This is a genomic window from Arthrobacter sp. Soil736 (genome assembly GCF_001428005.1).
Lineage (GTDB): Bacteria > Actinomycetota > Actinomycetes > Actinomycetales > Micrococcaceae > Arthrobacter.
Genome location: NZ_LMSB01000066.1, coordinates 12,730 through 26,930 on the forward strand (window position 1 = coordinate 12,730; position 14,201 = coordinate 26,930).

At 59.9% G+C, this 14,201-nt stretch carries 10 protein-coding genes; 8 read left to right on the top strand and 2 right to left on the bottom strand.

Annotation, left to right across the window (positions count from 1 at the left end; all coding sequences use genetic code 11):
* Nucleotides 1–55 precede the first annotated feature (55 nt).
* The 8 genes from ASG92_RS24715 (at nt 56) to ASG92_RS24750 (ending at nt 8,259) form a co-directional block, all read left to right on the top strand.
* Entirely contained in the window at nt 56–1,186 is a 1,131-nt protein-coding gene (locus ASG92_RS24715) for an iron-containing alcohol dehydrogenase (protein WP_277310739.1), read from the top strand.
* 19 nt (nt 1,187–1,205) lie between these two features.
* Entirely contained in the window at nt 1,206–2,225 is a 1,020-nt protein-coding gene (locus ASG92_RS24720; protein ID WP_056634924.1) for an enoyl-CoA hydratase/isomerase family protein, read from the top strand.
* A gap of 57 nt (nt 2,226–2,282) precedes the next feature.
* Entirely contained in the window at nt 2,283–3,254 is a 972-nt protein-coding gene (locus ASG92_RS24725) for a zinc-binding dehydrogenase (RefSeq protein WP_056634927.1), read from the top strand.
* A 95-nt stretch (nt 3,255–3,349) separates the two neighbouring features.
* Complete coding sequence (locus ASG92_RS24730; RefSeq protein ID WP_056634931.1) at nt 3,350–4,864, top strand: CoA-acylating methylmalonate-semialdehyde dehydrogenase; 1,515 nt, start codon at nt 3,350–3,352, stop codon at nt 4,862–4,864.
* 136 nt (nt 4,865–5,000) lie between these two features.
* The gene (locus ASG92_RS24735) at nt 5,001–5,447 is read left to right on the top strand and encodes a hypothetical protein (RefSeq protein WP_082579739.1); all 447 of its coding nucleotides are present in this window, start codon (nt 5,001–5,003) and stop codon (nt 5,445–5,447) included.
* Nucleotides 5,411–6,451, top strand: a complete 1,041-nt coding sequence (locus ASG92_RS24740; RefSeq protein ID WP_056634937.1) for an IS3 family transposase — start codon at nt 5,411–5,413, stop codon at nt 6,449–6,451. Before ASG92_RS24735 ends, ASG92_RS24740 begins: the two co-directional genes overlap by 37 nt.
* A gap of 147 nt (nt 6,452–6,598) precedes the next feature.
* On the top strand, nt 6,599–6,922 hold the full coding sequence (gene trxA / locus ASG92_RS24745; RefSeq protein ID WP_056634939.1) for a thioredoxin: 324 nt from the start codon (nt 6,599–6,601) through the stop codon (nt 6,920–6,922).
* Between the two features lie 863 nt (nt 6,923–7,785).
* Nucleotides 7,786–8,259 carry a hypothetical protein gene (locus ASG92_RS24750; protein WP_056634942.1) on the top strand — a complete coding sequence of 158 codons (474 nt, stop codon included), beginning with the start codon at nt 7,786–7,788 and terminating at the stop codon, nt 8,257–8,259.
* Between the two features lie 568 nt (nt 8,260–8,827).
* On the opposite strand, the gene ASG92_RS24760 is transcribed toward ASG92_RS24750, so the two are convergent.
* A complete protein-coding gene (locus ASG92_RS24760) occupies nt 8,828–10,903 on the bottom strand; it encodes a DUF4357 domain-containing protein (RefSeq protein WP_082579722.1) in 2,076 nt (691 codons plus the stop codon).
* Nucleotides 10,904–10,975: 72 nt separating this feature from the next.
* Nucleotides 10,976–14,200 carry a type I restriction endonuclease subunit R gene (locus ASG92_RS24765; protein ID WP_056634947.1) on the bottom strand — a complete coding sequence of 1,075 codons (3,225 nt, stop codon included), beginning with the start codon at nt 14,198–14,200 and terminating at the stop codon, nt 10,976–10,978.
* Nucleotide 14,201 lies beyond the last annotated feature (1 nt).

Here is a 14,201-nt window from a genome sequence, read left to right on the forward strand (position 1 = left end):
GCCCAACCAATCTGGAGGTTCTTAGATGATTTCTGCCGTTACTCTTCCCCGCGCCATGCGCGTCGGCGGAGGCTCCGTCGCCGAATTGGGCGACGTCATACGGAGCATGGGCTACCAACGGCCCCTGTTGGTGACGGACGCTTTCATGGTCCAGATCGGAGCAGCTGAGAATCTGATCTCCTCACTGTCTGGCCGCGGACTGGAGCCTTGTCTATTCTCTGAAACGGTGCCGGATCCCACGACGGACTCGCTGTGGGTAGGAGTCTTACTGGCGCAGGACCACAACGCTGACTGCGTGATTGGCTTCGGCGGAGGCAGCCCCATGGACAGCGCCAAAGCGATAGCACTGCTCGTGGCCCAAGGCGGCCAAATGAGCGACTACAAGGCTCCGAGAATCAACTCCGGGCCGGCGCTTCCAATATTTGCCGTCCCGACCACCGCGGGAACCGGTTCTGAAGCCACTCAGTTCACCATCATCACCGACAGCAAAACAGATGAGAAGATGCTCTGCATTGGGCCTGCTTTTCTACCTGTAGCCGCAATCGTCGACTTTGAACTAACCCTATCCATGCCCGCGCGGCTCACAGCTGACACAGGCATCGACGCACTGACGCACGCCATCGAGGCGTACGTAAGTCGAAAAGCCAACAATTTTTCAGACCTGCTAGCACTCAAGGCGGTCAACTCGATTGCGGGAAACCTGGAACGTGCCTATCTCGACGGCCAGGACCGATCTGCCCGGGAGGCCATGATGTTCGCGTCCACGCAGGCCGGCATGGCATTCTCCAACTCGAGCGTCGCGCTGGTTCATGGGATGGCCCGTCCATTGGGCGCTCATTTTCACGTGGCGCATGGGATGTCGATAGCCATGCTCCTTCCTGCGGTCACGGAGTTCTCTGTTGGCTCCGCGATCCCCCGGTATGCCGATTGCGCTCGGGCATTGCTATGTGCATCCGACTCAGACCCGGATCGACTAGCAGCTGATAAGTTGGTTGATCGATTGAGGACCCTGGCCACTGATCTGGCCGTGCCCACACCGCGCTCCCATGGCATCAGTGAGCAGGAATGGAAGAAGCTGACCCCTTTGATGGCGCAGCAGGCCATTGATTCCGGATCCCCTGGGAACAACCCCGTCGTTCCCGACGTCGCGGAAGTGGCTGCCCTCTTCGACCAGGTCTACGCCTGATCGCGGCCGGAACCCTGCGATGCCGACAAACGAGCTCATCACCTCTTCGCTGGCGGAAGGCCTGGGCCACATCGTCCTGAACCGTCCAGCAGCCTATAACGCCCTGAACACAGCAATGGTAACTGCCATGCACACGACGCTAAGGGCCTGGGAATCGGAGAACCTTGATGCCGTTCTTATCCGCTCGGACAGCGTAAAGGCCTTCTGTGCAGGCGGAGACATCAAGAACATTCGCCAGCAATCCGTGGACGGCGACTTCACCATGATTGAGGACTTCTTCGCCCGCGAATACGCGATGAACGCCTGTATCGCGACATATCCGAAACCCGTAATCTCGCTGATCAACGGTCTTTGCATGGGCGGGGGGATGGGCCTGGCAATCCACGGCAGTTTCCGGGTGGTGTCGGAACGAGCCACACTGGCCATGCCAGAAACGGCCATCGGCTTCTTCCCTGACATTGGCGCCAGCTACTTCCTTCCGCGGTTGCCAGGGTCCCTGGGTCTGTATCTCGGCCTCACCGGCTACCAGATGGACTACCGGGACGCCCTCTACTGTGGCCTCGCCACTCATTACGTCCCTTCTGACATCATCGACGCGGTTCCGGACATGCTGGCCGAGCGGCGAGGCACTCCCGTAGCGACGGTACTGGCAGGTCTCAACAAGACCCGACCGGAAGCCGGGGGGCACTTGGCCGATCAACGGTCCGAAATTGACTGGTGTTTCGGAGCGCCGACTCTGGGCGACATCGAGAGTCGCCTAGTAGCGATTGATACGACCTGGTCTCGATCCGTCGTGGAAAAGATGCGATCCCTGTCCCCTCAAAGTCTGGAAATAACGGTTCAACTGCTTCGCTGGGGCGGCCAGCGATCCTTGGCCGAATGCCTCCAGACTGAGCTTCGGATGACGAGGATCATCACCGGATCCGAGGACTTTATCGAGGGCGTCCGTGCGGTCTTGGTCGACAAGGACCGGAACCCGACGTGGGCGGAGAACACAACCCAGTCGTTGGATCGCCTCCTGGAACCGATGCAAGCATAATCACAACTTTCGGACGTGACTCAAATCGATTCAGTCCACCAACAAAAAGGAGCCTCAATGCGTGCCGTTTACGCAACTTCCCTCTCGGCGGAGGATCCGCTGTCGGGATTAGTGGTTGGAGAACTTCCGCTGCCTGACGACAGTGGTCCTGCCGGATTCGTGCGCGTAAAGCTAAAGACTTCCGCCCTGAATCACCACGATATTTTCTCCCTTAAGGGTGTCGGATTGGCAGCGGATAAGCTGCCGATGGTCCTGGGCGGCGACGGAGCCGGCGTTGACGATGACGGGAACGAAGTCATTATTCATGGCGTGGTATCGACCCCTGATTGGCGCGGCGACGAAACCTTGGACCCGAAGCGCTCTCTGCTCTCTGAGCGCTACCACGGCACGATGGCGGACTATGTCTGGGTTCCAGCCCGCAACCTTGTCCCCAAGCCTGCAGAGCTCAGCTTTGCCGAAGCGGCAGCACTTCCCACGTCCTGGCTTACGGCGTACCGAATGCTGTTCAGTGTCTCGCAGGTGCAGCCCGGATCAACGATCCTGGTCCAAGGCGCCGGTGGTGGCGTCGCCACGGCCCTGATTTCGCTTGGCAAGGCCGCCGGTTTCCGGGTTTGGGCAACCAGCCGCAGCGATGAGAAGAAAGCGAAAGCACTGGTCCTGGGTGCCTCGGAATGCTTTAGCACCGGGGAGCGGCTACCCGAGCGGGTTGACGTCGTCTTTGACACCGTCGGGGAAGCCACCTGGTCCCACTCCCTCAAGTCCTTGAATCCCGGCGGGACGATTATCACTTGCGGCGCCACCAGCGGGGCAGCCCCCTCGGCTGACCTGACGAGGGTGTTCTTCATGCAGCTGCGGATCATTGGATCCACCATGGGCACACGGGAGGAACTGGTCAGGCTCAGCCAGTTCCTGGCCAACACAGGTGTTCGTCCCGAAATCGACAGCATCTATCCGCTGGAAAAGGCCAGAGACGGGTTCCAAAAGATGCTCGAGGGCGACATCTTCGGCAAGGTCATCTTCCAGCATTGAACACTCGCATGCGGCGCATCCTTGCGTCCCCTTCTGACACAAAACACAGACGTACCGCCCGCGCAATCCGGGGCACCAAAGACAAGGAAGTCACCATGACGACAAACACAAAGACCGTCACCATCATCAATCACTTCATCTGCGGGGTTGAGACCAGCGGCCAAGGCCAGGACACGAAGCCCGTCTACAACCCGGCAACCGGTGAAATCACGGCGGAACTCCGGCTGGCGAACGCGGCCGACCTTGAAGCGACAGTCGCAGCCGCAAAGACAGCGGCCAATACTTGGGGTGACACATCGCTGGCGAAACGCACTGCTGTGCTGTTCAAGTTCCGTGAACTTGTCGCTGCCCACGTTGACGATCTTGCTGAGTTGATTACGGCCGAACACGGCAAAGTCCTCCTCGACGCCAAGGGAGAGATTGCGCGGGGCCTCGACGTCATCGAGTTCGCGTGCGGCATCCCGGAACTGCTCAAAGGAGACTATTCAGATCAGGTGTCCACGGGGATCGATGTCTTCTCGTTCCGGGAACCGCTGGGCGTAGTCGCCGGCATTACCCCATTCAACTTCCCGGTGATGGTGCCGCTCTGGATGGCACCCATGGCCATCGCCACGGGCAACGCCTTCATCCTCAAACCCTCCCACCGGGTACCTTCCGCAGCGATGCTGCTGGCCAAGCTATGGAAGCAGGCCGGCCTTCCCGACGGTGTGTTCCAAGTCCTGCACGGCGACCGAGAGGTCGTCTCCGGACTTCTGACCCACCCAGACGTGGACGGCATCTCCTTCGTCGGTTCCACGCCCGTGGCAAAGCACATCGCCGAGGTCGCCGCGAAGCACGGCAAGCGAGTCCAAGCCCTGGGCGGGGCGAAGAACCATGCGATCGTCATGCCAGACGCTGACCTGGACCATGCGGCCGACCATCTGGCAGCAGCCGCTTTTGGCTCCGCCGGACAGCGATGCATGGCAATCTCCGTCGCCGTAGCCGTCGGCGACGCAGCTGACCTGTTGGTTAAGAAGGTTGAACAGCGCGCGGTTGCCATCAAGGTCGGCAATGGTACCGAACCGGGAGCGGACATGGGCCCAGTCATCAGCCCGGAATCACGGGAATTCATCTGCAAGACTGTGGCTGCAGCGGAAGCTGCGGGGGCCGCAATGATCGTGGACGGCCGCAATGTCATCGTCCCGGGCCATGAAGAGGGATTCTGGGTCGGCCCCACCGTCATCGACCACGTTAACACGGAGATGTCCGCATACACCGAGGAAATTTTCGGCCCTGTTCTGGCCGTCGTCCGTGTCAAGGATCTTGACGCAGGCATCGCCTTGATCAACGCCAATCCTTACGGCAATGGCACCGCCATTTTCACCTCGTCAGGAGCCGATGCCCGCAAGTTCCAGCGCTCCGTCGACGTCGGCATGATCGGAATCAACGTGCCCCTGCCCGTTCCGGTGGCGTACCACTCTTTTGGCGGCTGGAAGGCATCACTGTTCGGCGATAAGCACATCTACGGACCCGAGGGCGTGTCGTTCTTCACCCGTGGCAAAGTCGTCACTTCACGCTGGCCGGAGCCTGCCAACGCATCAGGAGCTTCGTACAACTTCCCCTCCAACTAGATAAGAGCGCGTGGGCCGGACCCGGTGCAAGAAGCTGCACCTGGTCCGGCCCAGGCCAAAACCCCTGTGTGTCAGGCTGTTGTGTGACAGGTTCGCTGTCGCTGCGGCCGGTGCTCAGAGCGGGGAAAGGTCCATCATGGATTTCGTTATGCCGGTCCGCGCTTCGAACCGGCAGCACTTCACGACCGACCAGAAGCACGCGATTCTGGATGAGTACGACAAATGCCTCGAGTGGGGCTCCAAAGCCGCATTCATCAGGGCGGTGGGCATCACCGAAGGCACCATGAACCATTGGTGTCGCCAGAGGGAGTCCGGGGAACTCAAGTCCAGATCCGACAACGTAAAGGAGGACCAGCGATTGAACGCAGGCGATAAGCAGTTGCTCAAACGGGTACTGAAGGAAAACGAAATCCTCAAGGCCAAGCTGGCACGGTCCGAGGCTGCCGTGGACATTCTGGGAAAAGCTTCCGCGCTCTTGGACGCGATGGCCAAGAGCGCGGCGGCGACGGATCCAAAAGTGGAGGAGCCGGAGCCGCAGCGGCCGGAGTGGCTGACGCCAAAACCTGGAAAGACATCGCCCTGACCTTTGCCGGGAAACTGATCACGGCCGGCTGGTCCGCGGTGAAGGCCTGTGCCCTGGTGGGCGTTCACCGCACGGCCTGGTACCGGCGTATGAGCCCGACTACGCCGCCGGGGATCCTGGTGCCCCATGCCGACCGGGCCTACCCGAACCGGATCACCGATGCCGAAGCCGACGCATTCATGGAGCTGCTGAACTCCAGGGAATACGCCAACCTCTCCGTCACCCAGGCCTACTACCGGATGCTCGACGCGGGGCGCTGCTTCTTCTCCATCGCCGCGGCCCACCGCATCGTGGCCCGGAACGGGCAGAACGGCGACCGCCGCGAACAGCGCACGGGAACCGGCCCCAAACGAGCCAAACCCATCGTGCACGCGACCGCCCCGAACCAGCTGTGGAGCTGGGACATCACGATGCTCCACGGCCCGGGGAAACACACCTACCGGCTCTACACCATGCTGGACGTGTTCTCCCGCAAGGTCGTCGGGCACCGGGTCGAACAAGCCGAAACAGCATCTCTAGCCGCCGCACTGATCAGAGACGCCGTTACCGAAAACCGGCAGCGCCCCGACGTGCTGCATGCCGACAACGGCTCGCCCATGCGGGCGGGCAGCACCCTCCAACTTGCCCAGTCCCTAGGCATCGCGCTGTCCTTCTCCCGGCCGCGGGTCTCCGACGACAACCCATATTCAGAATCCTTGTTCAAGACCGTCAAATACGACCTGGACTTTCCCCGCCGGTTCCGGGATATCCAGCACGCCCGGGACTACATGGCGGCTTTCTTCGCGGACTACAACGCCAACCACCGCCACAGCGGTCTGAACTACTACACGCCCGATACCGTCCACGAAGGAAGAGTGCACCAGGCACGCCGGCGGCGGCAGGCAACGCTCGACGCCTGCCACGCACGAAATCCTCACCGGTACCGAAACAAACCGACAGCACCGGCCCCACCGTCCCACGCCGGCATCAACCACAAAACCAACCCGCTGTCACAAACAGCTTGATATATACCGAAACCAATAGATGATCGCGCACAATCCGGACAATTCTTGGTCGTCAGTCACACAGCGGGAGGGCGAGCACAGTGTCCAATTCACACCATTTGCACAGGAGCTCCGAACCGAGTAATCCTCTCTGAAAGCGAGAACGAAATGTCTGCACGCACCACCACAACTTCGACGTTTAAGGCAGATGTGCTCCGAAACGAACGGCCAGTCTTGGTCGACTTCTGGGCAGCATGGTGCCCGCCCTGTCGGGCAGTCGGCCCCGTGCTAGACGAAATCGCACGACACCACAGAGAAAAGATTGACGTCGTAAAGCTCAATGTGGATGAGAATCCCGAGCTCGCCCGGAAATACCAGGTAACTTCGATCCCGGCCTTTCGAGTGTTCCAGAACGGTGAAATCGTCGATTCATTCATGGGAGCCATGCCGAAGGAAGCTTTCGAAGAGCGCTTGTCCCCATATCTCGGCTGAGACGAGGACGACCTTCAACAGACTGCAACGGCGGACGCGGCCCGGCTGGCACCCTTCGAGGGTGGCGGGCTTCCGCCGGGCGCCGCCACGCCCTTGATGACGACCCTGCCCAGTCAATCCTGCCATCCGTGATGGGCGGACCCGTTCCCCTTAGGAAACGGAAGTTGTTTGCCATGCGCAAGGGACTGCCCCAACTACCTCCCCTTGAGTTCGGCCCGGACGTCATGGTCGACCGTCTCTGAGAAAAAGGGCCAACTAGTTTGGAGCAGCGGCAAAATGGGGTGATCGAAAGCTTCGCGCAAACAGTGAGTTCAACTTCGCGGAATGGTCCAGATAGATCGGAATCTCACAGTGGGGGCCGTTCCTTCCGCCCATCGCAATACTTGGCTTTTACGCGCATCTCACAGTCTTGCAGGAGAATCATGGCCTACTCGTCACTCACACTACAGATGCTGATTTCGTGTCCTGGGGACGTGCCCGCGGCGGATCGACAACTCGTCGAACGGACGGTCAGCCAGTGGAACACACAATACGGTAGGCACCTGGGTCTGACTGTTGTCACGACACATTAGTCCGTAAACTCGGGCAGCGCTTTTGGGCGCCCCGCTCAGCAGATCCTAAACGACACACTGGTCCGGGACTGCGATATCGTCGTCGCGTTGTTCGCTGACCGCTTGGGGACCCCAACGAGTGACGCCGATTCAGGCACTGAAGAAGAGATACTCGTCGCTCACTCAGCTGGGAAGCGCGTAAGTGTTCTGCGAAATGTCGGACTTAGAACTCCGGTTGCGGGTTGGGAGGCTACCGCGGAAAAGTTGAGACTGGAAAGGAAGTTTGATGAATGGCGCAGGAACGCGTTGATAATGGAGTATCAGTCCGAGTCCGAACTCGCTGCACATGTTCACCACATTTTGAGCAGTCAGGCTGCCGCGTATCAAGAGAGTCTGAAAGCCGGCGCGACTGATATTCCCTCTTCTACTCATGCGGGCGACGACCCAGCTAAACGGGTGTGGCCGAGGATCGAAATATCTGAGAATCCTACGTCTGACTCGAAGGGCCGTTTGCGCACCGAACGCCGCTATTATCTCGTACTGGACAATCAGACCGGAGTCGTCGCGCGAAACGTTTCGTACGATTTTTCGATTGGAGACGGGGACGATGAGGTCTTCGCAGTCCACGACAACCATGAACCTATCGATGTCATTCCCCCGGGGCAGTCCGCTCGATTTGCCCTGTACTTTTCGATGGCTTCGTCGGAGCGCGCAGTCTGCACCGTGCGGTGGCAGGGCGATGATGGCGCGCAGCGCGAACAGTCCGCGACAGTCCGGAGGTACTAGCTGGCCAGCGACATGTGGCGCTTGGGGGCCCGCCGCAGGAACGCTAAGCCGATGCCTTCGCAGCTGAACTCCTGACACCGTCGGCGGAGATCGGCCCGCTCATGCCGAAGACGCTGCGGCTCTCTGAGCTGGACCGCCTTGGCCGTACCTGGGGCGTCTCGCCGGTGTCGCTGATCAGGCGGATGCAGGAACTTCGGTCGTACCCGATACGGCTGTGCGGCGTGCTTACCAGCGTCTGTGAAGTGCCAACGAATTCCAAGCGGTTGAACCGGTGGCAGCTTATCGTGGTGACATGCCATCCCTGCTGTCCGAAGGACAACGGCTGGCCGAGAAGCATGGCTTCAGTCTCGTCGAGTTGGCTAATGAACTCAGATGGCCAGTTGCGCGCGTTCGCGAAATTCTTGGCGCAGAAGACACCCGCCCCCAAGTGCGGCTGGTGCCCTAGCCAGCCCAGCTACTGCACTGCTCGTCGGCTGGTTCCGACGGGCAGTGCAGTCGGTCGGTTCGACCCGGGGCTAGTGATGCCCCGTAATTCGAACACACGAGACTTAATGGGGACGGACATGCCTCATCGCACCGGAGGGGATGACATATCCGTCAAATCTTGAAGAGGAACACCTGCTTCACTTTTCCATTCAGTACGGCCGTTACTGGAGCGGCCGAGGACGAACATGGCGGCGGCACTCGAGGACGTGAATGTTTGGGGCTCCCTCAGTACGAAATGGTTCGGTCCGTCGTCACTCAGAACGGCCTTCGAGATCAAATCGTCTCGAAATGCCAGGAGACTATTTCTCATAGATATCTTTGTGGTTTTTAGGAGCCGCGCCTCGGTGACGATAAATTCGCCATGCATGTAGGTGGCATGACCATACGCGCCCTCAGCCCCGTATATCCACAGATGTAGCGAAGAGCCATCTGTCGCGGCTTGTCTTGGACCTTCCCGCAGGGGTGCCAACGCCCACTCCTTCGCTAAGAGAGAAAGTAGTTTCTCTTGCCGAAGTCTAATTGTTTCTGCAGTCCAATCAGTTTCGGTAATCACTTGCGTAGTCACGGAGAAGACAGAAACCCCTTTAGTCGTCTTGAAATAATTTTCCTTCTTTGCTACGAAATCCGCGTTGCCAGCCTGTGAATTCTTTCGGCGATTCAAGAGCACAAGGTTGCCCAAGCGGTTGACTAGCGTCGAACGCTCATCGTCTGTAAAGTTACGCCGCCATTTCGAGTCCAGTCCTGGGCGCTGCGGGAGGACGTGCTCGACCGTGATGATCTTATGGTTGTAGCTGACTCCCGATTCCCCTGCGAGGATCTCATCGAGGCGTTGCAAAACGTACCTTGCGACGGGATTTGCCCGATATATTGGGCCGTCGAGGAAATCCAGCGTCGCGGATTTCTCCTGCTCATTCAATTGGAGCGCCCTAGATTCCAGGCCGTTGCCGCTCTCAAGGTGCCTTAGAAGCTCGGCATATCGTTGCGCACGAGGCGTCGCATACTCACGTCGGATGAGCATGGATGCTGCGAGGCGCTCGAGCGCGCTGAAGAACTCGGCCAGGAAGATTTCATCTTCACTGTGATGATGCATTGCCCATAACGCCGGCGGTAACCAGTCCTTATTATTGAGGGCGTTTAGTCGTTTGAGAAAAGCGTTGACTTCGGCAGTGCGAGATTTTCCTTGGTAGGAGGCGTCTGTGACTGTTGAGTACGCCTCGGCGTATGGAACTACAACCTCATCGACAAATATAGCTGCCCTGTTAGGTAAGAACTGCGACAGTACGGACTCCTGGAATTCCTTGAGGAGCGACGACTTAGCCCGTTCCTGCATAAAAATCGTGCGTAAGTGCAGAAACAGGTCGGCAAAGGCGGAGCGTGTGATGTCTACTTCGGCCTGCTCCCATTTTTCAGAATATTTCTGTCTGACCGCATCATCGGAGATTGCCCCAATGACCCGGGACTTGAAGATGTCTGCTGGCGAAAGTTCCAGCCCACGTGAATTCATCACACTGAAGATTCGGTGGGCGCTCTCCGTGGAAGGTGTGCTGACAACTACCAGGAAGGTGCGCTTCGACAGTAGAGCAGCGATCTGTTTTCGGCGATCCTCGCTCCAGGCTTCCAATTCAGTGTAGAAATGCTGAAAGTTATCGAAAATCTTTTGTTGTGATTCTGACGCAGCAGCGCCGAGAAATTTCCTGTCCAACAGCTTCCCAGGACCGTCAGCGGACTGGATGTACTGAAAGAAGAAATCTTGGTCTCGATTGCGCAGAATGATTCTGGGTTGGGATGGTGCGTCATCGAAAGGATCGATTGGGGCGTGAATCCAGCTTTCAATCCTATTGACGACTTTTTCGTCGGATGCCAGTGCACGAAGAGCCGAGAACAGAATTGTGAGTGTCGTCAATCGCTGCTGACCGTCAATAACGTCAGCAGCCGGGCTACCCTTGGACTTGACGAGAACTACGGAACCCAGAAAATATGGCTCGTTGTCTTCCTGATCCATGGCGTCTTTGAGATCGTCGAGCAACTGACCAGATTGATCCGTTGACCATGAGTAAGGACGCTGATAATCAGGAATGGAGAAGGCGAAGTCACTCGAAAAAACCTTCTCCAAGGCTAATTCGTGGGCCTCAAGCGTGGGTGCAGCGTTGGGGTTCATGGATTGCTCTCTCGGAGGGGGTTGGCAACTTTTTGATTCCGCGACTGAAATTTCAGAGCTCTCGTCCTGGGCTCAACCTCGTGCCTCGGCAAACCGCGGCGCCATGGACTCCATCTGTTCCATAACAAGCTTGATCGCCTCCGGCTGCTTGTCCGGCGGATACCCGAACCGCACCAGAAGCCGCTTGATCGACGAGCGTAGCTTCGCACGGACGTCGTCGCGGACGGTCCAGTCAGTCCGCACGTCCCGGCGCATCACCGAAACCAGCTCCCTCGCGATATCAGCCAGGACGCCTTCGCCCTGCACCTCCACCGCCGACTCGTTCTGCGCCACCGCATCGTAGAACGCCAGCTCGTCCGAATTCAGAGGGGGAGTGAACTGCAAGCCGCGTTTACCCTCCGCGGCCACCTCTCGCGCCAACTCCACCAGCTCCGCGATCACTTCGGCTGACGTGAGCTGCTGGTTGGTGTACTTCTTCATCAGCTCGGTGATGCGCTCGGAGAATGCCCGCTGCCGGATCACGTTGTTGCGTGTCGTCTTCGCAGACTCGTCGGCGATCAGCTTCCGCAGCGCTTCAATGGCCAGCTGCGGATTCCGCGCCTGCTGGGTCTTGGCGATGAACTCGGGCGTCAGGTCATCCAGCGACGGTCTCGGCATGCCGGCAGCATCGTAAATGTCCAGTACCTCGCCGGAGGATGTCGCCGAAGCGATTAGATTGCCCAGCAGACGCTGGATCTCTTCCGGCACGGGCTCGCCGCTGGCCTGCCGGTCGGCGGCGTCGTACTTCGCCATCCAGACGCGGATCTCCTCGTACACCTGGATCTCCGGCCGCAGCTCAGCAAGAGTTTCAGAACCGGAGCACAACGCCCAGGCCCGTGAAAGCTGGCTGGAGAACCTGCGGTATTTCGCGGCAAGCGATTCTTCGCCGTCGGCCGGCTGGTTGCCGGGCGACCCAGGGTTGCGCAGGTAGCTGACCGCGCCAGTTACTGCGTTCAGGAACGCCTTTGGCCCGCCCTTCATCAGCACGGCCTTCCAGTCGTAGCCGGCGAGCAGACCACGCAAGGAATCCACCAGTGAAACCGTCAGACCAACAGCCTCGTCAATGTTCTTACCCACCGGCTTGTTCGTCCGGTCGTCCTTCGTGTATTCGCCCAGCGCCTTAGCCAGGTTCTCCGCCAGCGGAGCGTACGCCACCAGCAGTCCGTCCTCCTTGCCACGGAATGTCCGGTTCACGCGGGCTAGGGTCTGCATCAGCAGCGCTCCCTTGAGCGGCCGGTCCAGGTACAGGGTATGAAGCGGCGGAGAATCGTAGCCGGTCAGCATCATGTCCTTGACGATCACCAGCTCCAGTTCGTCATCCACGTCCTTGAGCCGCTCCTTCACCACAGCGTTGGCCGAGTCGCGACGTACATGGTTGGACACCGGCGGCACGTCGGACGCGGTGCCCGAATAGACCACCTTGATCTTGCCTTTGGTGAGGTCGTCGGAATGCCAGTCAGGCCGCAGCTCCACAATCGCTGTGTACAGCTTCGCGCAGATTTCCCGCGTCCCGCCCACGATCATCGCCTTACCCGGCGCCTCGATGAACATGCCCATCCGTGCGCTACGGTTCTCCCAGTGCGCCACCAGGTCCGCGGCCAGCGCGGCGATCCGTTGCGGCGCACCGTAGACGGCGTTCACGACGGCGACGCTCGCCTCGATGCGCTCCCGCTCCGTTTCGTCCAGGCCCAGCGTTGCCTCGTCGGCCGCCTGATCAAGGATTTCCTCCGTCACGTTGGAGGCCAGCCCCACCTTGATGAGCCGCGGCTCGAAGTACACAGGTACGGTGGCGCCGTCCTCGACTGCCCGTGAGAGGTCGTAGATGTCGATGTACTCGCCGAACACCTCCTGGGTGTTGCGGTCATCGAAGGAGATCGGCGTCCCGGTGAACGCGATCAGCGTGGCGTGCGGCAGTGCGTCGCGGAGGTGCCGGGCGTAGCCGTCGAGGTCGTCGTAGTGAGAGCGGTGCGCCTCGTCCACCACCACGATGATGTTGCGGCGGTCGGACAGCAGCGGGTGGTCCGAGCCGGCGTCCTTCTCCGACTTGCTGCGGCCGAACTTCTGCAGAGTGGTGAAGTAGATGCCGCCGGTAGTACGGTTGCTCAGCTCCTCCCGAAGCTCCGACCGCTTACGGATCTGCTTCGGTGACTCGGCCAGCAACAGGCTGCGGTCAAAGCCCTCGAACAGCTGGCCGTCGAGTTCGTTACGGTCCGTGATGACCACGACTGTGGGGTTTTTGAGCTTGGGGTGTCTTGCCACGAGGTTGGCGTACAGCTCCATTTCCATCGACTTGCCCGAACCCTGCGTGTGCCAGACGACGCCGGCCTTGCCGTTGCTCTCCACGGCCTGGACGGTGCTACCCACCGCTTTGGTCACGGCGAAATACTGGTGCGGCTTTGCAATGCGCTTGCTGAGGCCGTCCGATCCTTCGTCGAAGGCGGTGAAGTTGCGCGTCAGCTGCAGGAAGCGTTCCTGGTTGTAGAGACCCTGGAGTGCGGTCTCCAGCGCAGTCACGGCCTGGCCGTCTTCCATGTACCCCGGCGCAACCGGCACACCGTCGTCGTCCACATTCCACGGCGAGAAGTGGTTGAGTGGCGTGAAGGGCGTTCCGAACTTGGCCTGGATCCCGTCCGAGGCGAGCGTGAACACGCAGAAACGGAACGCCATCGGGAACTCGCGGAGGTAGGTCTGCAGCTGGGCGTGCGCCGAGGCGACGTCGGCGGTGGCGCTGCCGGCCTTCTTGAGTTCGATGACGCTCACCGGCATGCCGTTGCAGTAAAGCACGACGTCGAAGCGGCGTTTGTAGTCGCCCTGCACCAGCGTGACCTGGTTGACGGCGAGCCAGTCGTTCTGGTCCGGGTCCGAGCTGAGCAGGTGGATGGTGGGGTTGGCCTCCCTGCCGTCCAAGTCGATGTAGCTGAGCCGGTAGCCGCCCGTGAGGCAGTTGTGGATGCGGTGGTTCTCGGTGATGGCGTCCTGGGACTTTGGTGACGCGATCTCGGCGAGGGCCTGCTGTAAGTACTGGGCGGGGACAGTCGGGTTGAACCGTTGCAGGGCCGTGAGCAGCCGGGGCCGGATCAGTAGCTCGTCCCAGGAATCGCGCTCTCCCCGGCCGGGAGCGATGTCCTGTCCGGTGGCGGGCCGCCAGCCGAGCGGCTCGGCTAGGAGCTCAAGGGCAACACCCTCCCAATCAGCTTCGGAAAAGGCTACTGCGGGTGCTGTTGTCACGGTGGTTCCCCCTGATTGACCGGATGTCATG